Source organism: Rhodospirillaceae bacterium, assembly GCA_002746255.1.
In the GTDB taxonomy this organism is placed as follows: Bacteria; Pseudomonadota; Alphaproteobacteria.
Genome location: NVWO01000008.1, coordinates 13,908 through 33,250, shown reverse-complemented (window position 1 = coordinate 33,250; position 19,343 = coordinate 13,908). Strand labels below are relative to the sequence as shown.

Below are 19,343 nucleotides of genomic sequence, written 5' to 3'. Positions count from 1 at the left end.
GAAACCTTTTCCCGCAGCCGCATTACTACCCAGAAGCGGTGCTTTCCGCTAGGCTGGCGGCGTGATGGCATTGGGTGTTTCCGGACTTTCCAGATTTTTTGAGGCCATCGCGCCCTTCAACCAGCCGTAGCAACCATCAAAGATGGGAATGCGAAGGCAAAGGCTTTTTCGACCAAAAAATCTCGACAAAATTGTCCGAAAAACCACCAAAAATCACTAGAAGTTATGATCTCTTTATAGGGGTTAAAGTGGCAGTTAAACACCATATATAGATTAAGGTGTTCATTGTGCGCCCTATTAACTTTTCGTGAAGCTATTTGAATTCTAATCCATTGACACAATGTATCACAGTGATACATAAGCACCCATGCTAAACGGTGCGCGCCAACCTACTGAACTGCCAGAGCCGTGGTCGCCAGCACAAGCGACAGAACGCATCCGATGGATAGCAGGGTGTGAGCACCTTGAGTTTGCGCTGGCTAAACACGCTGAAAACCAGATGAAGGAGAGAAATATCAGCACACCTGATGTCCTATACGTGCTGAAGAACGGATTCACTTATAACAATCCTGAGTCGGCAACCCAGCAAGGCTATTTTAAATACGAGATACAATGCACGACTCCGAATTCAGATAGGCGAACAGTGAATATTATTGTCGTTCCGTCCATGCAGCCTGTGGCAGTAAAAATTATTACGGTGATGTGGGACGATGAAAACATGTTTGGAGGGTGAAGATGGACAACGCATATCGTTACACAGCCAGCGGCCTGGATAACGTCGTCCTCGTGGACTTAAAAAAATGCACGGATGACCATGGGGAAGAGTGCGTGATCATTCCCAGCATCAACAAGCTGCATAACGCAATCGCAGCGGATATTCTTAAGCGACGCAGTGGGATGATGGGGGCAGAACTTAAGTTCCTGCGTACCCTAATGGGGATAACTCAAGCGGAACTTGGGAAGATAGTAAATCGCGAAGCGCAGACCATCGGACGATGGGAGCGAGGCGAGTTCGAGGATGATCCCAATGCCGAAGCGATCATCCGCCTGGTTACAGCTGAACGCTTAAACCTCGAGCTTGATGCACCCATTGAGAAAATAACCGAGTGGTGTGTGCAAACTGCAAAAAATCCGCTAATCCAAATTGATGCCAGCGACCCAAGCAACTATCGTCCAATCGCAGCATAACAACTCAACCTAAGGGATGGCTCGGACGCCCAGCTAGTTCAGCCGTCTTTCGTTTTATGGTGAGGCGGTTTGCGCTGGTGATAAAATTGAAGCCTACTTAGGCATCAAACTACCCCCCCCCCTACCCCCCGCGCGTTCGCTATCCAGAAGCGGCGCTTTCCGCTAGGCTGGCGGCGTTATGGCATTGGGTGTTTCCGGACTTTCCAGATTTTTTGAGGCCATCGCGCCTTTGCTTAGGCATTTGCCGCCGGAAACGGCCCATGCCTTGACCATCCGCGCCCTTTCTATGGGTCTGGTGCCTCGGACATGCGCGCCCGACGACCCCATCCTTGCCACCGAATTTCTGGGCCTGCCACTGTCCAATCCCGTTGGCCTTGCCGCCGGGTTCGACAAGAACGCCCAAGCCATGGACGCCATGCTTCGCTTTGGCTTTGGCTTTGTCGAAATTGGCACGGTGACGCCGCTTCCCCAGAGCGGCAACCCGCGCCCGCGCCTCTTTCGTCTTGTCGAGGACGGTGCCGTCATCAACCGTCTGGGCTTCAACGGCGAAGGCATGGCCCGGGCCGTTGCACGGCTGCGGAAGTATCGCGCGAAAGAAGCCGCCCCCAGCGGTCTTGTCGGCGTCAATATCGGCAAGAACCGCGACACCAAAGATGCGGCCAACGATTACGCCCTTGGCGCAGAGGGCATGGCCGATCTGGCCGATTATCTGGTGCTGAACGTCTCGTCCCCAAACACGCCCGGGCTTCGCGACTTGCAGGCAAAAGAAAAACTTGAAGACATTCTCGCCAGAACCGAGGCCGTAACGGCCAAGACCGCAATGGCCAAAACCCCCGAAAAAAAAACGCCGCTGCTTCTGAAAGTCGCCCCGGATCTAAATGCCGAAGCGCGCGCAGACATTGCCGACCTTGCCCTTGCGGGGCGCATCGACGGCCTGATCATTGGCAACACGACCCTTTCCCGGCCCGAACATCTGCAAAGCCCGCAGCGAACGGAAACCGGCGGCCTAAGCGGCCTGCCCCTTTTTCCCCTTGCCACCGCCTGCCTTTTTGATTTCTACCGGCTGACAGAAGGACGCGTGCCTTTGATCGGCACCGGCGGCATCGCCAGCGGCAAAGCGGCGTATGAAAAAATTCGCGCCGGCGCGTCGCTGGTGCAGCTTTATACGGCGTTGATCTATAAAGGGCCGGGGCTGGTCCAACGCATCAAGGCCGACCTTGCCCGGCTTCTCCGCCGCGACGGTTTTGCCCATGTTAGCGAAGCCATAGGTGCCGCCCACCGCGATCCGAAATAACCACCGCACCAAAAAAAGGGCCGCCCCGAAGGGCGACCCAATCTTCAGATTATATTTTTTTCTGCCTTAGAATGCCGGCTCTTGCGGCATCATCGGCGGTGCTATCTTGCCTGCATCTTCTTCCGGCTTTTCAGCAACCATGGCTTCCGTCGTCACCATAAGACCGGCGATCGATGCTGCGTCCTGAAGGGCAATCCGCACGACCTTCGCAGGATCAATGATCCCCGATTTGATCATGTTGACGTATTTCCCCGTCTGGGCATTGAAACCAAGATTGGGGTCTTTGCCCTCGAGAAGCTTGCCCGCGATAACCGCGCCATCTTCGCCTGCATTGGCGGCAATCTGGCGAGCCGGAGCTTCAAGCGCCCGACGAACGATCGCAACACCGACCTTCTGGTCGTTGTTGCTGGTCTTTACCTTGTCAAGCACACGCGTTGCGTAAAGAAGCGCCGAACCACCACCGGGGACAACGCCTTCCTCAACCGCCGCACGCGTCGCATTCAACGCGTCGTCAACGAGGTCTTTCCGCTCTTTCACGGCCGCTTCCGTTGCGCCGCCAACGCGAATAACCGCAACACCGCCGGCAAGCTTGGCCAGACGCTCTGCCAGCTTTTCCTTATCGTATTCGGACGTCGTGTCCTCGATCTGAGTACGGATTTGCGTGCAACGTGCCTTGATGCCGCTTTTCTTACCGGCACCATCGATGATCGTCGTATCGTCCTTTGTCGCGCTGATCTTCCGGGCGGTACCAAGCATCGAAAGCGTAACGTTTTCGAGCTTGATCCCCAGATCATCGGAAATCACCTGACCACCGGTCAAAATGGCAACATCTTCAAGCATGGCTTTCCGACGATCACCAAACCCGGGTGCCTTCAGGCCAAGAACCTTAAGACCACCACGCAGCTTGTTGACAACCAGGGTCGCAAGCGCCTCGCCTTCAATATCTTCGGCGATCAGCACGAGCGGACGGTTCGCCTGCATTGCTGCTTCGAGAAGCGGCAGAATTGGCTGCAGGCTGGTGAGCTTGCCTTCATTGATAAGAATGTAAGGATTTTCCAGCTCACAGACCATGCGATCCGGGTTGGTGACGAAATAAGGCGAAACATAGCCCCGATCAAACTGCATGCCTTCAACAACATCCAGTTCATCGTTCAGGCCTTGTGCCTCTTCGACGGTGATTACGCCTTCCTTGCCAACCCGCTCCATGGCTTCGGCAATTTTATCGCCGATTTCTGCTTCGCCATTCGCCGAAATCGTGCCGACCTGCTTGACTTCCTTGCTGGTCGAAACTTTCTTTGCGTGCTTTTGAATGTCCTCAACGGCGGCCTCAACGGCCAGGTCAATCCCGCGACGAAGATCCATTGGGTTCATGCCGGCGGCAACCGCCTTCACGCCTTCCCGCAGGATCGCATGGGCAAGCACGGTCGCCGTCGTCGTGCCGTCGCCGGCCTCATCATTTGTACGACTTGCAACCGAACGCACCATCTGTGCGCCCATGTTTTCAAACTTGTCTTCCAGCTCAATTTCATTGGCAACCGTCACACCGTCCTTGGTGATGCGGGGCGTGCCAAATGCCTTGTCCAGAACGACCGTGCGGCCCTTTGGCCCCAGCGTCACCCGAACGGCATTTGCAAGCGTTTCAACGCCGCGCAACATCCGTGTGCGCGCGTCCACATTAAATATAACTTCCTTCGCAGCCATGGTCTTCGACTCCTCTTGTCCTGACGGACTTCGTTATTTCTTCTTTTTTGCTTTCGCGCCGGTCACGATCCCCAAAATGTCGGATTCTTTCGAGATCAAGAGATCTTCGCCGTCAACCTTCACTTCAGTACCGGACCATTTTCCATAAAGGACCAGGTCGCCAACCTTGACATCGAGCGGGACAAGCTTGCCCGCTTCGTTACGAGTGCCAGAGCCAACTGCAATGACTTTTCCCTCTTGAGGCTTTTCCTGCGCTGTATCGGGTATAATGATACCGCCAGCCGACTTTTCTTCCGACTCCAGCGCTCTGATCAGCACCCGATCATGTAGCGGCCTAAAATTCATGGTGGATTCTCCTTAAAAAGCGTTCATTCCAGGCAACCCGCACGTCGTGCGCGCTGCCACTCTTGGCACTCTTCGTGTTCGAGTGCCAATCATCTAAGTAAGCCTGGGGTGCCTGTCAAGAAAAACAACAAAAAACCCGCTCTAAATATCGGGTGCCGCCAATTGGCTGACGGAATCCTGCGAACCCGGCTCTTTCCAGCCCTTGCCGGCAATCAGGTTCTTCTCGACATAGTCGAGCAGGCTGGCGACCGCCTCTTCGACGGTAAGCGTGTCCGTATCGACGGTCAGTTCCGGCGTGCCCGGCGCTTCGTAAGGCGAGGAAACGCCTGTGAAGTCAGCAATCTCGCCGCTTCGGGCCCGCTGGTAGAGGCCCTTTGGGTCCCTACGCTCACAGGTTTCCAGAGACGCCTTCACATAGACCTCGTGGAAACCATCCGGCGCGATGGCGCGCACCCGGTCGCGATCGGCCCGATAGGGCGAGATGAAGGCGGTAATAACAATAAAACCGGCTTCAGCGAAAAGGGCCGCCACCTGGCCGGCACGACGGATGTTTTCCGCCCGGTCCTCGGGCGTGAATCCAAGATTGGCGTTCAGACCGTTGCGCAGATTGTCGCCGTCAAGAACGTAGACCTGATAGCCCTTACGAAAGAGCTGGCTTTCAAGTTCGATGGCGAGGGTCGTTTTCCCGGACCCGGAAAGGCCGGTCAGCCAAAGGACGCCGCTGTGATGGCCGTTCATGTCCCACCGAGACGCCGACGCCACACGATGAACCACCTGGAAGACGTTCGTAGCCCTTCGCGTTACGGCCTGGCGTTGGTCGGGATAGCCGTCCATGTTGATAATGCCGCCGCCAACAATGGTGTAATCCTCGATCAGGACAAAGCGGCCGGTTCGGACATTGTCGGTAAACTCGTCCAGCGCAACCAGGCCACGGGTGCGCAATGTTATTTCTGCGACGGCATTTTTCGGAACCTCGCCCCCTTCGCTAGAAGAAAGATCGGCCACGTCAACAATCCGGTCAATGGACTGCACTTCGGCCCGATGCTGACCGGTGTGAAGTTTCAACGTGTAACGGCTGCCCACCCGTAACGGATTTTTCCCCAACCAGAAAATATTCGCGCGAAAGACGTTCGTTTCGACCGGCAGGTTTTCTTCATGGCTCGCAATTTGGCCGCGCTCGACAAAAATCTGTTCCTGAAGGGTAATGGCGACGGACTGGCCGGCACTGGCGGCAAGGATCGGTGCGTCAAGGTTCCAGCTTTCAATGCTGGCCACCTTGGCCGATTTGTTCGAGGGCGAAAGCACCAGCGTATCGCCGACACGCAGGCGGCCACTTTCAATGCGCCCAACGATAAGCCGACGGTTGTCGAATTTATAAACGTCCTGAATTGGAAGCCGCAAGGGCAGTTCCGTTTGCGGCATCGGCGTCTGAAACCCGTCCAGGGCCTCGACAATCGTCGGCCCCTCGTACCAGTTCATTTTATCGGAACGCGTGGCAATGCAATCGCCCTCACGCGAAGAAACCGGCACGATATGCTGAGCCTCGACGCCGATCCCGGCAAGGTAGCTGCGGTATTCCTCCTCAACCGCCACAAAGCGGTCGCGGGAATAACCCACCAGGTCCATTTTGTTGATCGCCACCACAACCTGACGAACACCGAGAAGGTGCAGAAGGTAGCCGTGCCTGCGGGATTGTTCCTGAACGCCTTCATGAGCATCGATCACAAGCAGGGCCGCGTCGGCGTTGGCGGCACCGCTGACCATGTTTTTCAGGAATTCCTTATGGCCGGGGGCATCGATGATGACGTAGTCGCGTTTCGTCGTCTTGAACCAGATATGGGAAACGTCGATTGTAATGCCCTGGTCGCGCTCGGCCTGCAACGCGTCCATAAGAAAAGCCCATTCAAACGGCATCCCACGGCGTTCACACATGGCCTTGATTTCTTCGAGCTTTCCCTCCGGAAGCGAGCCCGTGTCATGGAAGAGGCGACCGACGAGGGTTGACTTGCCATGATCGACATGGCCGACAATGACGACGCGAAGGGGTTCCCCCCCCAATGAGCGTTCAGGTACACGATCGGACATTTACATATAGCCTTCTACCCGGAGCCGCTCGAAAGCGTCTTCCGATTCCTTGTCCTGGGCGCGACCGGCACGCTCCGAGACGTTTGTCGTTTCAAGTTCTTCGATGATTTCGTCAAGGGTTGACGCCGTGGAAACAATGGTGCCCGTGCAGGGCGCACATCCAAGCGAGCGGTAGCGTTTGCCATCCTTCGTAAAATAAAGATCAACCACCGGAATCTTTTCACGCCGGATGTAGCGCCAAATGTCTATTTCCGTCCAATGCAGCAGCGGGTGGATGCGAAGATGCGTTCCCGGCTCAAAATCCGTCTTGAACTGATCCCAGAATTCCGGCGGCTGGTCGCGGAAATTCCATTCCGCATGCTTGCCGCGCGGGCTAAAAACACGCTCTTTCGCGCGCGTGCCTTCCTCATCGCGACGAATGCCGGCAAAGACGCCGGTGAAACCATGCGCCGCAAGTGTCTGCTTCAGGCCTTCCGTCTTCAAAGCGCTGCAACAGGTAACGCGCCCCTTCTCCGGCCCCATGCCATCCGCCAGGGCTTTTTTGTTCTGACCGACAATCAGTTGCAAGCCCCATTCCTTTGCCATGCGGTCCCGAAATTCGATCATCTCAGGTATTTTATAGGAGGTGTCGATATGCACGACCGGGAAAGGCACATGGCCAAGGAATGCCTTGCGCGCCAGCCACAACAGCACGTTGCTGTCCTTTCCGACCGACCACAGCATCGCCAGCTTGTCGATCTTGTTGAAAGCTTCCCGAAAGATATAAACGCTTTGGCTTTCCAGTGCGTCGAGGTGATTCATTCGTTCCTGGCCCAGCTTGCCTTGTGAATGCCGCATTCCGTCTTGCCGTTTTCCGCCCAGCGGCCGGCACGCGCCGCATCGCCCGGGTTTGCCCGCCGCGTGCAGTGTGTGCAACCGATGGAAAGATAACCATCTGCGACCAGGGGATGGGGCGGCAGATTCCGAACCTTGAACGCGCTAGCGATTTCATCCGGGGTCCAGCGCGCCAGCGGATTGATTTTAATTTTTCCATCCGAAGCCTCAACCGTCGGCAAAGCGGAACGCACGTCGCCATGAAACCGCTTGCGACCGGTGATCCACGCATCAAAACCGGAAAGGGCCCGGTCAAGCGGTCGCACCTTGCGAAGGTCGCAACAGGCGTCCCCATCGCGTGACCATAATTCGCCATCGGAATCTTCCGCCGCAAGTTCCGCCACGTCGGGCCGGATCACCCGAACGTCGCGCAACCCCAGCTGCGCAACCAGTGCATCCCGGTAGCGAAGGGTTTCATCGAAAAGCTTTCCCGTATCTAAAAAAAAGACCGGCGTTTCCGGATCAACGCTTGCGACCATATCCAGCAGCACCGCCGCCTCCGCCCCAAAAGAGGACGCAAGGGCAATCCGGCCGGGAAATTCGCGCGCGAGCATGGCGCGGAGAAGCGCCAGCCCGTCAAAATCCCCGTAAGTCTCCATAAGGGTCGCAGCACGCGCGGCGGCCTGGGCTTCTGTCTGCAAAATCTCTGTCATTTCGGCGCCATCCTAGCCGATGCTGCGGCAAGGCCTATTTAACAAAATAAAAACGTTAAATTAATTCTATCCACATATGTATGTGGTTATTTAAAGAAAAGATAACATATATCAATGTAGTTTCCATGAAAATTACTTATATTTTATGTGGAACGGCCTGCCTTCTATAAGAAAGGACCAAGCCCAAGAGCGTTCCGGCAGGCGTTTGAGCCCCCTTCGATTTAGCGGAAGGCCCGCGCCCGTTTCAGGGCTCGGCGTTTTTGTTTCAGGAAATGTCGCTGAGAGCCTGGCGCAGGAGCTTGATGCGAATTGGCTTCTTAAGACTTTGCACGCAGGGAAGGCCGAAGGCATCGCCCAGAGAACGGGCGCTTTCCAGCAATTTGCCGCTATAGCCACTCATCACCAGGATTGGAATCTTGCATCCGGTTTCCGGCATCACAAGGTCCAGAACAAGGACCGTTGGCTTGAAGCTCGCGACCGCCGTCTTAAACACCTCGGGATCGACCGTCGTTGAAACCTCGAAACCCTCGCCCTCGGCAACCTCGCGAATGAGGTTGCAGATTTCCTGTTCGTCATCAATAACCAGGAGGCGTTTTAATGGCATACCTTGCTTCTCCAGCGACCATGAACCATGCGAGACCATACAGCTTTACTTGCACACACCCATATAAAATAGATAAACCCAAAGTAGTTGCAATCGCATTGCTTCCTTAAAAAATTTATTTTTTTAGAATTGGAAAAAGAATGGCAAGCAATGTTCCGATCCAGAGCGCCGTGCGCGAACGACCGCTCGCGATCTGGCTTTTCCTGTGTGCGGGGCTTGTCTTCATCATGGTCATACTGGGCGGCGCCACCCGGCTGAACCAGGCCGGGCTTTCCATGGTGGAATGGAAACCGCTGATCGGCATTCTGCCGCCGCTGTCAGAAACCGAATGGCAGGAAACCTTCGCGACCTATCAAAATTTTCCTGAATATCAGACGCGCAATTTCGGCATGACCCTTGGCGAATTCCAGGCGATCTTCTGGCTGGAATATGTGCACCGCCTATGGGGCCGGCTGATTGGCGCTGCCTTCTTTTTCCCATTTCTCTATTTCTGGTTTCGGGGAAGAATCAACGCCAGGCACATCCCCCGGCTGCTTGGGGTTTTTTCCCTTGGCGCGCTGCAAGGCTGGCTTGGCTGGTACATGGTGCAAAGCGGCCTGGTCGATCGCCCGGACGTTAGCCCTTATCGCCTCGCCGCCCATCTAACCCTGGCGCTTTGCATCTATGCGTTTCTCTTCCGCATCGGCCTCAGCTTTCTTCATCTGCCGAGAGACACCGTGCCGCGCGCTCTTTTCCAAACCGTCCTGCGTGGCATTCTGGGAGTCGTTGCCCTGACGGTGATTGCCGGCGCCTTCGTTGCCGGAACCGATGCCGGCCTTACCTACAATACCTTTCCACGGATGGGGGCGGGCCTCGTTCCGGAAGATTATTGGGCGCTGGAACCTGCCTGGCGCAATTTCTTCGAGAATATCCCAAGCGTCCAGTTCAACCACCGGCTCCTTGGCATATTCAGCCTGGTCAGCATTGGTGCCGCCTGGCTTTTTTCCTGGCGCGAAACGCTTTCAAAACGCGCCTGCACGGCGCTAACGCTTCTTTTCGCCATGGTCATTCTGCAAGTCGGCCTTGGCATCGCCACGCTTCTTCTTGTTGTGCCGGTGCCACTTGGTGTTGCCCATCAGGCGGGGGCGCTTCTTCTCCTGACCCTCGCCCTATGGGCAGACAAGGAAATGCGCCCGGCATAAGACATGCCCCCTTCCATTTTCATCGAGGAGCCTACATAACGTCATCATGTCAAACATACCCGCCACCGATCTTGAAACCGCCACCCACCTTCCCGCCAATGGGGAACCGGCAAAACGGCTTGTCGTGTTGCTGCACGGCTATGGTGCCGATATGCACGACCTGATCGGACTGGCGTCCCATTGGACAGAGATGATCCCGGATGCGGAATTTATTTCGCCCAATGCGCCCGAGGCCTGCGACGAACTGCCAGGCGGTCGCCAGTGGTTTCCGGTCGGCGACCTTGATTTAGAGCGCATGCATGAAGGTGCCTTAACGGTGGCGCCAACGTTGGATGCGTTCCTCGATTCCGAGCTTGAAAAACGCGGCCTTACCGAGCGCGACCTCGTTCTCATCGGCTTTTCCCAGGGCACGATGCTGGCCCTTCATGTCGGGCTTCGCCGGGTGCAGGCACCCGCTGGCATCATCGGCTATTCCGGCATGCTGGTCGGGCCCGAGCATCTGGCTGACGAAATTCTGGCGAGGCCCCCGGTTCTTCTGATCCATGGCTCAGAGGATCCCCTGATCCCTGTACAGGCGCAGACGATGACGGAAAACGCCCTCACCGGCGTCGGCGTTCGCGTAAAATCTCATATTTCAAAAGGGCTTGGCCATGGCATTGATCCGGCCGGACTGGCCCTTGGCGGACATTTTCTTGTGGCTGCCTTCGACGCCGCCGACGAGGCATAAGCGCCAAAACGCAAACGCCGCGCTGCAACCGCCGAGATACACGCTTGCACTCAGACCCGTGTCGAAAGCCAGATTGCCAGACGCGAAGCGCTCTTGATGGCACCGCTTAACACACCATAGGCCGGTGCATCTTGCGCACCATGGGCAATGGCGGTGTCCTTATGGGCCAGCTCGTCAGCCCGAAATGCGACAATGGTTTCCTTCAATTCCTTCTCGTCCTCGCCAAGCCGGTCGATCTGTCCCTGATAATGCTCGCCAATCACTTCTTCGACGGCAGCCGTACACGCCATCGCCGCCCGTTCCCCCAAAAGCGCCGTCGCCGCCCCCAGGGCATAACCGGCGACGTGCCAACAGGGCGCAAGCAACGTCGGTCGCACACGGCGATCGACAATCCATTTTTCAAAGACTTCCAGATGCGCGCGTTCCTGATCCAGCATGTGCTGCAAGACGTCTTTCTGACCCGAGCGGCCAAGCACGGCCATCTGGCCCTCGTAGATCCGAACTGCCCCATATTCGCCGGCGTGATCGACGCGGATCATGCGCGCAATTTCCTCTTCCGGCGAAGGGTCACCCGGCAACCGCATGAATTTTTTTTGATTGCTAGGCTTTTCTTTTCCGCTGGACGTCACGCCCCTGACCTTTTTTCAAAAATCCAGGCCACCGTCATGGCGCAGATTGCCAAACCAATGGACACAATAGCATTAACCCCTGCCATCGACAGGCCCAGAAAGGACCAGGCAATTTCATCACACGGCGCCGGTTGCGTGTTTAAAAGGGATTGCCGCAGCGCGTCCAGACTTTCGCTGGCATCGATACCACCACAGGAGGCCGCAACCCAGCCACGCTCAACGCCCACATGATAAAAGGCAAGCAGGCCATTGGCGAAAAAGAGAATGGCAAGGAGAAACAACACCCCGACCGCCGCACGGCGATGGGGCGAGAAAAAAAAGGCACCAAGGGCAATGCCCGCTGCCAGGCCGTAGGGCACACGCTGATACAGACAAAGGATGCAGGGCTTTAGCCCGCCCAGAAATTCAAAGCCATAGGCCGTCGCCAGCACAGCCAGGCTGGCACCCAAAAACCCAAGAAACACTGGCCTTGGCGTAAGGGTCATATCCCGTACCCCAGAAGAACAAACAACCCAATCGCCACCAGAAAGGCGAGAATGGAAAGCGGCGCCAGGTTTTTTTCGACAAAGCCCTGGACCCGCGGACCAAAATACCAGACCAGCCCCGCGACAATGTAGAAGCGAAGGCCGCGCGCCACAAAAGACGCAAGCACAAAGGGAAGAAGGCTCATGCCGACAACGCCGCTTGCAATCGTAATCACCTTATAGGGAAAAGGCGTGAAAGCGGCCCCGGCGACAATCCAGATGCCCCATTCGCGGTAATGGCCCTGAAATTCCGTGAAGGCTTCCATGAAGCCATAAAGTTCCAGAACCGGACGGCCGATTGTCTCGTAAAAAAAGAAGCCTATGCCATAGCCGAGAAGCGCGCCGACGACAGACAGAACCGTGCAGATCCCCGCAAAGAAAAAGGCGCGACGGCGCGACGCCAGGCACATGGGAACCAGCAGCAGGTCCGGCGGCACCGGAAAAAACGAGCTTTCCGCAAAAGAAACCGCCGCCAGCACGACCGGCGCGCGACGCCCGGCGGCAAGCCGCATCGTGCGGGCATAAAGCGCATCAAACATGTCTCGCACCTCCTGATCCAAGCAGCCTCTGGCTTCGCTTGGCCCCAATCAAACGCCGAAGGCCGGGCGCGTGCAAGCCCTCAAGCCTTGGCCGCGTCTCGCCATTGACCGCGCCCACTGGAAGACTAGGATAGGCTGCCATAGCCCCTGTGGCGGAACCGGTAGACGCGGCAGACTCAAAATCTGTTGTCCGTAAGGACGTGGGAGTTCGAGTCTCCCTGGGGGCACCAATCTTTTTCGCGCATGATTCAACGCGCGCGACCGCGATGGTCGCAGACATCATCCATCCTCCAAAGGGTGCGCGCGCAACGGCGACGGCCAAAAATGCTCGCGCAGGATAAGGAAAAGAATTTTCTTTCCTGCCAGGAAACTTCCCCAAAACGTGCCCGAAATTTTCGAAACCCCGATCCGGGGGCGATAGCGGACCGGGACCTCCATCCAGGCCAGCCGCATTTTCGCCGCCTTTATCTGCATTTCCACCGTCCAGCCATAATCGGGGTCCGCCATGGCAAGGCGCGCCAGTGCGTCGCGCCGAATTGCCCGAAAGGGGCCGATATCCGTAAAATCAGCCCCGTAAAAAAACCGGATCAGCGATGTTGCAAGCCAGTTTCCCCATCGTTGAACCGGGGTAAGCGCGCCTTTCATCGCTGCGCCCAAAACACGCGAACCAAGGACGAGTTCCGCACGGCCCTCTAAAATCGGGTCCACCAGATCGGCCATCGCTTCCGGGTAATCGCTGAAATCCCCGTCGAGAAAGACAATGACATCCATGGGAGCGTCCACGCACCCAAGCGCGCGCAAGCCCCGCTGGCAAGCGCGGCCATAGCCACGTCTGGGCTCGGCAACGACGCGCGCACGCGTGGCGCGCGCAATTTGCGCCGTGCCATCTCTCGATCCATTGTCCACAACGACAATTTCGTCCAGCCAGGAAGGGATCGCCGCGATGACCCTGCCGATGGCTAGCGCTTCGTCCCGCGCCGGGATGACAACGCCGATGCGCATCTCATGCCGCATGAAAGCCCCGCTTCTTTTGCCATCGGCCACGCATCTCCCATGCAAACAACGCCAGGACGGGCCCCACCTCAACCCAGACGATCCAGGAATCGAAAAGATCGGCAAAGCCGGCATCGGCAAACACAAAGCGTAACGAATAGAGCGGCAGCGTCGCCGTCAGCACAAGCAGCGAAAGCCGGGGGCAAAGCACAAGAAAAGGGAGAAGCCAAGCGTAATACCATGGAAAAACCGCCGGACTTAAAAGGAAAAGCAGGGCGGTCACAAGAAGCATGCCGCAACAAATTGTCGCGTCGCCACGCCCGCGCGCCAGCCAGAAACTGGCCCCAAGAACGGCGAAAAGAACCAGCCCGCGCGCCACATCCGGTGCCAGACCTGAAAACGAAAAGGGCGCCAGCATCCCTTTTGCAAAACCCAGCACGAGAGGAAAAAGAGCGTCGTTCATCTCCCATTGCCGCCCATAGGCGACAAGGCCGGCCCCTTCATCAAGGCCCGCCAGAAGCTGGGGCAAAAGAAAAAGACCGAAGGGGACCGCAAAGAACAGGACGGCAAGGAAAAACGCGCCATGGGTTTTGAAGCCCTGCTTTTCATCCCCCTGTTTTTCGAAATAGGGACGCAGAAAGAACGGCCACAACACAATGGGCCAAAGTTTTACCCCCGCAGCACAGGCCAGGGCAAAATTCGCAAGCCAATGCCGTCGGCGTAGCAGAAGAAGAAGCGCGCCGATCAGAAAGGGAAGCAACAAGCCATCCATGTGGGCAGCGTTGATCAATTCTTTGACAAGCAGCGGATTCCACCAGAAAAGCGCGGCCCAAAACGGCCCCCGCCCAAGGCTTTTCAGCAAGACCAGCAGCAACGCCATGGAAACCATGTCGGCAAGCAACAGCACCCCCCGCCAAGTCTCCAGAGAGAAGGGCATAAGCCCGTGGGAGCCGGCAAAGAAGACTTGCGCCAGGCCTGGATAGATACTTCGTATTTCCGGGTGGTTGATGCGTTCCAGAACGTCGCTGGCGCGCGGCCCGAGTTGCGCCGTAATTTCCGGTGCCGCCCCTTTGGACAAATCGGACGGCGCATATTGATAAGGGTTGTGCCCAAGCGCAACGACGGCACCATCAAGAAAATAGCGGTGGTAATCGTCTTCCAGGATGGGCGTCGAGGGAAGAAGAACGAGGCGCATGGCAAGGCCGGCGCCAAGCATCCAGAAGAAAAGCGCCGGCGCTTTTACCGTCCGCCGGATAAGCAATGGCAGGGTAAGAAAAAGAACCCCTGCCGTGATGCCGAGAGCGACAAGGCGCAACGTCGCCGGCACGGGGATTCGGTACGCGCCTTCAAAATCCTCCGAAAGGTCCAGCAGAAAAATCTGTGCGCCCACCAACGCAAGCCCGAGCGCGATCCAGGCCGCCCGGACGATTGTTTGCGTGTGGGGAACCGTTATTTCGTATAGCTCCCGAGGCTTTTTGTTTCCGACCATGGCGCCCGCCCGGCATCGTTCAAAGACCAGTCGTAATCAATTTTGGCGACGCGTTCGATCCCGGCGAGTTCCCGGCCAAATTCCGGCGATGCATATTTCCGGATGTGGCGCAGTACGCTTTCATCATCGCCGCCAAAGTCCTCCAGATACCAGGAGTAAATGGCGGAAACGATCAACTGACCCTGGCGGACGCGCGCAGCCCTCGGATGATTTACATACGCAGCCGCAGCTTTCTCCAGCAGGGCTTCCTTGTTCGCCGCCGTAAATGGAACGCGTTGGAGATCCGCACATCCATAAGCCGCCGAACTTAATGCGTAGTGAACCCGCGGGTCTTTCCAGATGGGCCGCAGGATGCCGCTTTCGATGTCATTAAACGACAGCTTCACCCCCGCAACGGTGACAAGCTTTGCGTCCCATGGTCCGTTATCGGCGGCGAGGTCGCCATCGATGTCGAGAATGCTGCCCAGCCAGTAATGATCGAGAACAAGTTCGACAATGGCCGCGTTATAAAGATTAACCCAATAGGCGAATTGCTCGGCACGGCTGTAGTGTTCGATCGGGGTCGCTGCCAGCCCTTTGATATAGGCTTTAAGCGCTTTTTTATCCGGCTCCGTCACCGCGCCATAATCGACGTGGTTGATCGCGTCCTCCCCCGGGGCAACATATTTGGCAAGGAAAGCCCCCCAGGCGGCATGGTCGATTGTTTCCGTCGACTTGGGCGCGTGCACCTCCCATTGCGCAAGCGCAACGGCCTCGGGCGCCGTATAGCCCCCTTGGGGTGTGAGGCCCCCGATGGCCGCTTCGTAAGCAGCGACGTCGTTCAGCGACCAGTCATAGTCGTCGTCGTCGATGGCCACGATCCCGGCGAGGGCAGCCTTCAATGCCGGGTCGGCATAGCTTTGCAAATGGCGCAATACGCCCGCGTCGCCGCCAAAATCGTCTTTAAACCAAACGAAAATACTGGAAGCAATCAACGCGCCTTCTTCAACCCGCGCGCCGCGCGGATGGTTGATATATTCAAACGCCGTCTCATCCAGCATTTCGTCGATCTTGTCGCCTTCGAAAACAAAGGTCTGAAGATTCGGACAGCCAATCGACGCACAATTGATTGCGTAGTGAACGCGCGGGTCTTTCCAGATGGGGCGCAGAATGCGGTGCTCGATATCGTTCAGGGAAAGTTCCAGCCCCCCAACGCTGGCCAGTTTTGCGTCCCACGGGCCGTCGGCAAACAGGCCCGGCGAAATGTCGATGTCGCGAATGCTGGCCACCGGATAGTGATCGAGGATGACCTTCACGGTAAGCGCGTTATAGAGATTGATCCAATAGGCGAGCTGTTCATCACGGCGAAGCGCCGGCACGGCCGTTTTTCCAAGGGCTGCAAGATAGCTTTCAAGCTTTTCCCGGTCTGCTTCGGTGACCTTGTGATACGCGACACGGTTGATCCCGTCCGGGGTCAATTCAACATATTTTGCAAGAAAACGGGCCCAGGCGAGATGGCTGACCCGGATCTTCGAATCTGGGTCAAAGGCTTCCCACTGCGCCCATGGCTCCACCTTGGGTGCAAAAAGGTCATCAACAAATCCGGCCCTGGCGGTGGAAAGCGTGAGCCCCAGCAGCAACGCGGCCAAAAAAAACGAAAACCGACGAACCATCCTCATTCTCCCTCTATCCTGCAAACTTACCCCCGAAGGACGAAGGGCGGCCTTCACAATCCGTTGATGGATCAAACATCCCGCCTGCCTGAGATGCCAAAAGCCGCCTTGCCTTTGCCCACTTGCCTTTGCCCCACATGTGCCCTCACATTAGGCTGTGCAACGCTTAAAGGAGACCCGTTCCCATGGACGCATGGCCAATGGAAGCCTGGATTCGCCTTGGCGCTTTCTTTGCGATTTTCGCCGTCATGGCGCTGTGGGAAGTGGCCGCGCCGCGCCGCGTCTTAACCCAGTCGAAGACCAAACGCTGGACGGCGAATTTAGGTATGCTTCTCGTCGATGCCCTTGCCGTACGCCTCACCCTGGGGGCGGCAGCTTACGCCATGGCCATCCATGCGGAGGCCGCCGGGTGGGGGTTGCTGAACGTTCTCGACTGGCCGCGCTGGATCGAGATTGCGGCAGCGATCGTCTTCCTCGACTTCGCAATTTATCTTCAGCACGTTCTTTCCCACGCCCTGCCCGTCTTCTGGCGACTGCATCAGGTTCACCATTCCGACATGGATTTCGACACGACGACCGCCATCCGTTTTCATCCCGTCGAAATTCTTGTGTCCCTGGTCTTCAAGGTAGGACTCGTCGCGGCCATCGGTGCCGATCCGCTGGCCGTTCTTCTCTTCGAAGCGATCCTGAACGGGACGGCGCTTTTCAATCACGGCAATGTCCGCCTGCCGGCGAAGCTGGAACACGGCTTGCGTTTTCTGGTCGTTACCCCGGAGATGCACCGCATCCATCATTCGACGGACAGCGCCGAAACAAACCGGAATTTCGGCTTCGCGCTTTCCATTTGGGATCGCCTCTGCGGCACCTATCAGCAGGCACCGGCAAGGGGGCATCTGGGGGTGGAAATCGGCCTTAACGCCTATCGCAACTTTGCCAGGCTTGGCCTTGGCAATTTATTGCTGCTGCCTTTTCGGAAGGAGGTTGCCGAAAACCGTCTGGAAAGCCGAAACAATCCTGACAGTCAGTCTCAGCCGTCGTAAGGACGCACGCGCGCAATGGCGGCTTTGCTGATCAGATGCACCTCGGCGTTATCATCCATCAGGGGAAAGAAACGGGGCGCATCGTTCAGCAGATCCTGGATCCGCATCGTCGCCTCGATGAAAACGTGGCCCGTCAACACCGCGCCATCGCTCATGGTGATTTCGACGCGCTCCTGAATCTTCGGAATTCTCGGGGGCCTTCGCGGTATGTGATGCTTGCTGATTTCGCTCATAAAGACGACGCCTTTCTCCAGCCCCGAAAATACGCCACTTTCCATTAATTCCGGGTTAATCTCGCGATTGTCAGGCGGGGCAAGGGTGCAGCTTGCTGCAAAGGGGGGGCTTCCGGTATATTGCGCCGCAATCATACGCGTCGGCGGCAGCCGCAACCAAATTTGGAACCCAATTCATGAAAGACCTGCACGGTTATTACCTTGAAGACCTTGCTGTCGGCATGTCCGACATTTATGCCAAGACGATTACGGATACGGATATCGTCCTGTTCGCTGGCATTTCCGGCGACACGAACCCGGTCCACCTCAACAACGAATTTGCAAGCCAGACGGTGTTTAAAGGAACCATCGCCCATGGCTTTCTCACGGCCAGCTTCATCTCGACGGTGATCGGCACGAAGCTGCCCGGTCCCGGCTGTATCTATCTAAGCCAGAATTTGCGCTTCAAGGCGCCGGTCAAGGCAGGGGACACCGTATGGGCCAGGGTAACGGTCACGGAAATCATCCTGGAAAAGAAACGCGTTCATCTGAAAACGGAGTGCCTGGTTAACGAAAAGATCGTCGTCGATGGCGAGGCCATCGTCATGGTCACGCCAAAAAACCAGGCCGCCACCGCCTCCTAGAGGCCGCCACCGCCAATGCGTATTCTCCGCCATACCTACGACGTTCCACCCGAAGCAAAGGGGGCGGTCGTTGCCATTGGCAATTTCGACGGCATCCATCGTGGACACCGCGCCGTTCTCGACGCAGCGCGGAGCCAGGCGCAAGCCCTTGCCACCGCCACCGCCGTTCTTACCTTCGATCCGCATCCGCGAAGCTTTTTCGCGCCTGAGGCGCCACCCTTCCAGCTAACGTCCCTTCGCGACAAGGCGCACGCACTTGAACGTCTCGGCATTGATTTCCTGATCGTCCGGCATTTCGACGCCGCGTTTGCGGCCCGCTCGGCGGAAAGTTTTGCCGAACACGAACTTGCCGAAAACCTGCAGATTGCCCATGCCGTGACGGGTTCCGATTTTCGCTTCGGTCAGGGACGCAAAGGGGATGCGGCGATGCTCCAGGCCCTAGCAACGCGGTTCGGCTTTGGGTACACGGCCGTGGCCCCGGTCATGGCGCAGGGGGACCCCTTCTCCTCGACGAAAATTCGCGACCACCTTCGCCATGGCCGGCCCGGCGAAGCCGCAAAACTGCTTGGCCGTTACTGGGAAATCACCGGGCGCGTCGAGCACGGCGCCGGGTTAGGCCGCGACCTTGGCTTTCCAACCGCCAATCTGGCGCTTGGCGACCATTTGCGCCCCAAGGCTGGTATCTACGCCGTTCGCGCCGGGTGCGACGCCGGCAAGGACACTGTTTGGCAAGACGGCGTCGCCTATCTTGGAACGCGCCCCACCTTCGATGGCCAGTCGCTGCGCCTTGAGGTTAATTTTTTCAACGCCCCCGGCACGCTGTACGGCAAGCAGCTTCGGGTGCAGTTGATCGCTTACCTGCGAGAAGACGCAACCTTTGCAGACGCGGAAACCCTGAAGCTTCAGATGGCGAAAGACCGGGCCCAGGCCTTCGAGGTTCTTGCGAAGACGACCGATCCCGCGTAGGAAC

20 protein-coding genes, 1 tRNA gene and 1 pseudogene are annotated in these 19,343 nt (G+C 57.1%); 9 read left to right on the top strand and 13 right to left on the bottom strand.

The annotated features are described in order from the left end of the window. Window positions 1-367 precede the first annotated feature (367 nt). The 3 genes from COA65_06275 to COA65_06265 all read left to right on the top strand — a co-directional run bounded on the left by COA65_06275 (window position 368) and on the right by COA65_06265 (window position 2,482). Window positions 368-733, top strand: a complete 366-nt coding sequence (locus tag COA65_06275; GenBank protein ID PCJ59363.1) for a hypothetical protein — start codon at window positions 368-370, stop codon at window positions 731-733. A 2-nt stretch (window positions 734-735) separates the two neighbouring features. Further along, on the top strand, window positions 736-1,188 hold the full coding sequence (locus COA65_06270; protein ID PCJ59362.1) for a transcriptional regulator: 453 nt from the start codon (window positions 736-738) through the stop codon (window positions 1,186-1,188). 178 nt (window positions 1,189-1,366) lie between these two features. After that, complete coding sequence (locus COA65_06265; protein PCJ59361.1) at window positions 1,367-2,482, top strand: dihydroorotate dehydrogenase (quinone); 1,116 nt, start codon at window positions 1,367-1,369, stop codon at window positions 2,480-2,482. Window positions 2,483-2,548: 66 nt separating this feature from the next. On the opposite strand, the gene groL is transcribed toward COA65_06265, so the two are convergent. The 6 genes from groL to COA65_06235 form a co-directional block, all read right to left on the bottom strand. Further along, entirely contained in the window at window positions 2,549-4,183 is a 1,635-nt protein-coding gene (gene groL / locus COA65_06260) for a chaperonin GroEL (GenBank protein PCJ59360.1), read from the bottom strand. 33 nt (window positions 4,184-4,216) lie between these two features. Beyond that, on the bottom strand, window positions 4,217-4,528 hold the full coding sequence (locus tag COA65_06255) for a co-chaperone GroES (protein ID PCJ59359.1): 312 nt from the start codon (window positions 4,526-4,528) through the stop codon (window positions 4,217-4,219). A gap of 141 nt (window positions 4,529-4,669) precedes the next feature. Further along, on the bottom strand, window positions 4,670-6,613 hold the full coding sequence (gene cysC, locus COA65_06250) for an adenylyl-sulfate kinase (GenBank protein ID PCJ59358.1): 1,944 nt from the start codon (window positions 6,611-6,613) through the stop codon (window positions 4,670-4,672). Further along, entirely contained in the window at window positions 6,614-7,414 is an 801-nt protein-coding gene (locus COA65_06245; protein ID PCJ59357.1) for a sulfate adenylyltransferase, read from the bottom strand. Beyond that, window positions 7,411-8,139 (bottom strand): phosphoadenylyl-sulfate reductase, encoded by a 729-nt coding sequence (locus COA65_06240; GenBank protein ID PCJ59356.1) that lies wholly within the window; start codon window positions 8,137-8,139, stop codon window positions 7,411-7,413. The genes COA65_06245 and COA65_06240 overlap by 4 nt, the downstream gene beginning before the upstream one ends. A 265-nt stretch (window positions 8,140-8,404) precedes the next feature. Further along, complete coding sequence (locus tag COA65_06235; GenBank protein ID PCJ59355.1) at window positions 8,405-8,782, bottom strand: hypothetical protein; 378 nt, start codon at window positions 8,780-8,782, stop codon at window positions 8,405-8,407. Window positions 8,783-8,883: 101 nt separating this feature from the next. Between COA65_06235 and COA65_06230 the strand changes: the two genes are divergently transcribed. After that, the gene (locus COA65_06230; protein ID PCJ59354.1) at window positions 8,884-9,924 is read left to right on the top strand and encodes a heme A synthase; all 1,041 of its coding nucleotides are present in this window, start codon (window positions 8,884-8,886) and stop codon (window positions 9,922-9,924) included. 46 nt (window positions 9,925-9,970) lie between these two features. Next, entirely contained in the window at window positions 9,971-10,651 is a 681-nt protein-coding gene (locus tag COA65_06225; protein PCJ59353.1) for a phospholipase, read from the top strand. Window positions 10,652-10,701: 50 nt separating this feature from the next. On the opposite strand, the gene COA65_06220 is transcribed toward COA65_06225, so the two are convergent. The 3 genes from COA65_06220 to COA65_06210 are packed head-to-tail and all read right to left on the bottom strand — an operon-like array spanning window position 10,702 to window position 12,343. Next, entirely contained in the window at window positions 10,702-11,235 is a 534-nt protein-coding gene (locus tag COA65_06220) for a demethoxyubiquinone hydroxylase family protein (GenBank protein PCJ59416.1), read from the bottom strand. Window positions 11,236-11,276: 41 nt separating this feature from the next. Continuing rightward, a complete protein-coding gene (locus COA65_06215) occupies window positions 11,277-11,765 on the bottom strand; it encodes a disulfide bond formation protein B (GenBank protein ID PCJ59352.1) in 489 nt (162 codons plus the stop codon). Beyond that, window positions 11,762-12,343, bottom strand: coding sequence for a cytochrome B (locus tag COA65_06210; protein PCJ59351.1), 582 nt, complete (start codon window positions 12,341-12,343; stop codon window positions 11,762-11,764). Before COA65_06210 ends, COA65_06215 begins: the two co-directional genes overlap by 4 nt. Window positions 12,344-12,486: 143 nt before the next feature. On the opposite strand from COA65_06210, the gene COA65_06205 reads away from it, so the two are divergent. Further along, window positions 12,487-12,573 (top strand) — tRNA-Leu (locus COA65_06205). A 49-nt stretch (window positions 12,574-12,622) separates the two neighbouring features. Here COA65_06205 and COA65_06200 read toward each other — a convergent pair. The 3 genes and pseudogenes from COA65_06200 to COA65_06190 all read right to left on the bottom strand — a co-directional run bounded on the left by COA65_06200 (window position 12,623) and on the right by COA65_06190 (window position 16,477). Continuing rightward, window positions 12,623-13,357 carry a UDP-glucose--dolichyl-phosphate glucosyltransferase gene (locus COA65_06200; GenBank protein PCJ59350.1) on the bottom strand — a complete coding sequence of 245 codons (735 nt, stop codon included), beginning with the start codon at window positions 13,355-13,357 and terminating at the stop codon, window positions 12,623-12,625. Beyond that, window positions 13,347-14,825, bottom strand: a complete 1,479-nt coding sequence (locus COA65_06195) for a hypothetical protein (protein PCJ59349.1) — start codon at window positions 14,823-14,825, stop codon at window positions 13,347-13,349. Before COA65_06195 ends, COA65_06200 begins: the two co-directional genes overlap by 11 nt. An 812-nt stretch (window positions 14,826-15,637) precedes the next feature. Next, window positions 15,638-16,477 (bottom strand): annotated as a pseudogene (locus COA65_06190) (DUF547 domain-containing protein). Window positions 16,478-16,662: 185 nt separating this feature from the next. On the opposite strand from COA65_06190, the gene COA65_06185 reads away from it, so the two are divergent. Continuing rightward, a complete protein-coding gene (locus COA65_06185) occupies window positions 16,663-17,517 on the top strand; it encodes a hypothetical protein (GenBank protein PCJ59348.1) in 855 nt (284 codons plus the stop codon). Here the strand turns inward: COA65_06185 and COA65_06180 are convergent. After that, window positions 17,505-17,906 (bottom strand): hypothetical protein, encoded by a 402-nt coding sequence (locus tag COA65_06180; GenBank protein PCJ59347.1) that lies wholly within the window; start codon window positions 17,904-17,906, stop codon window positions 17,505-17,507. The two genes, COA65_06185 and COA65_06180, sit on opposite strands and share 13 nt — an antisense overlap. 20 nt (window positions 17,907-17,926) lie before the next feature. Between COA65_06180 and COA65_06175 the strand changes: the two genes are divergently transcribed. Both COA65_06175 and COA65_06170 read left to right on the top strand, forming a co-directional pair. Continuing rightward, window positions 17,927-18,373 (top strand): (R)-hydratase, encoded by a 447-nt coding sequence (locus tag COA65_06175; protein ID PCJ59346.1) that lies wholly within the window; start codon window positions 17,927-17,929, stop codon window positions 18,371-18,373. Window positions 18,374-18,388: 15 nt separating this feature from the next. Then, window positions 18,389-19,339 (top strand): riboflavin biosynthesis protein RibF, encoded by a 951-nt coding sequence (locus COA65_06170; protein PCJ59345.1) that lies wholly within the window; start codon window positions 18,389-18,391, stop codon window positions 19,337-19,339. The last annotated feature ends 4 nt before the right edge of the window (window positions 19,340-19,343 follow it).

Coding starts and splice junctions, on each gene's coding strand:
- COA65_06195 (PCJ59349.1), bottom strand. CDS start 14,825: ATGGTCGGAAACAAAAAGCCTCGGGAGCTATACGAAATAACGGTTCCC.
- COA65_06220 (PCJ59416.1), bottom strand. CDS start 11,235: ATGCGGTTGCCGGGTGACCCTTCGCCGGAAGAGGAAATTGCGCGCATG.
- cysC (PCJ59358.1), bottom strand. CDS start 6,613: ATGTCCGATCGTGTACCTGAACGCTCATTGGGGGGGGAACCCCTTCGC.
- groL (PCJ59360.1), bottom strand. CDS start 4,183: ATGGCTGCGAAGGAAGTTATATTTAATGTGGACGCGCGCACACGGATG.
- COA65_06255 (PCJ59359.1), bottom strand. CDS start 4,528: ATGAATTTTAGGCCGCTACATGATCGGGTGCTGATCAGAGCGCTGGAG.
- COA65_06240 (PCJ59356.1), bottom strand. CDS start 8,139: ATGACAGAGATTTTGCAGACAGAAGCCCAGGCCGCCGCGCGTGCTGCG.
- COA65_06170 (PCJ59345.1), top strand. CDS start 18,389: ATGCGTATTCTCCGCCATACCTACGACGTTCCACCCGAAGCAAAGGGG.
- COA65_06175 (PCJ59346.1), top strand. CDS start 17,927: ATGAAAGACCTGCACGGTTATTACCTTGAAGACCTTGCTGTCGGCATG.
- COA65_06215 (PCJ59352.1), bottom strand. CDS start 11,765: ATGACCCTTACGCCAAGGCCAGTGTTTCTTGGGTTTTTGGGTGCCAGC.
- COA65_06185 (PCJ59348.1), top strand. CDS start 16,663: ATGGACGCATGGCCAATGGAAGCCTGGATTCGCCTTGGCGCTTTCTTT.
- COA65_06210 (PCJ59351.1), bottom strand. CDS start 12,343: ATGTTTGATGCGCTTTATGCCCGCACGATGCGGCTTGCCGCCGGGCGT.
- COA65_06230 (PCJ59354.1), top strand. CDS start 8,884: ATGGCAAGCAATGTTCCGATCCAGAGCGCCGTGCGCGAACGACCGCTC.
- COA65_06225 (PCJ59353.1), top strand. CDS start 9,971: ATGTCAAACATACCCGCCACCGATCTTGAAACCGCCACCCACCTTCCC.
- COA65_06275 (PCJ59363.1), top strand. CDS start 368: ATGCTAAACGGTGCGCGCCAACCTACTGAACTGCCAGAGCCGTGGTCG.
- COA65_06265 (PCJ59361.1), top strand. CDS start 1,367: ATGGCATTGGGTGTTTCCGGACTTTCCAGATTTTTTGAGGCCATCGCG.
- COA65_06270 (PCJ59362.1), top strand. CDS start 736: ATGGACAACGCATATCGTTACACAGCCAGCGGCCTGGATAACGTCGTC.
- COA65_06235 (PCJ59355.1), bottom strand. CDS start 8,782: ATGGTCTCGCATGGTTCATGGTCGCTGGAGAAGCAAGGTATGCCATTA.
- COA65_06200 (PCJ59350.1), bottom strand. CDS start 13,357: ATGCGGCATGAGATGCGCATCGGCGTTGTCATCCCGGCGCGGGACGAA.
- COA65_06245 (PCJ59357.1), bottom strand. CDS start 7,414: ATGAATCACCTCGACGCACTGGAAAGCCAAAGCGTTTATATCTTTCGG.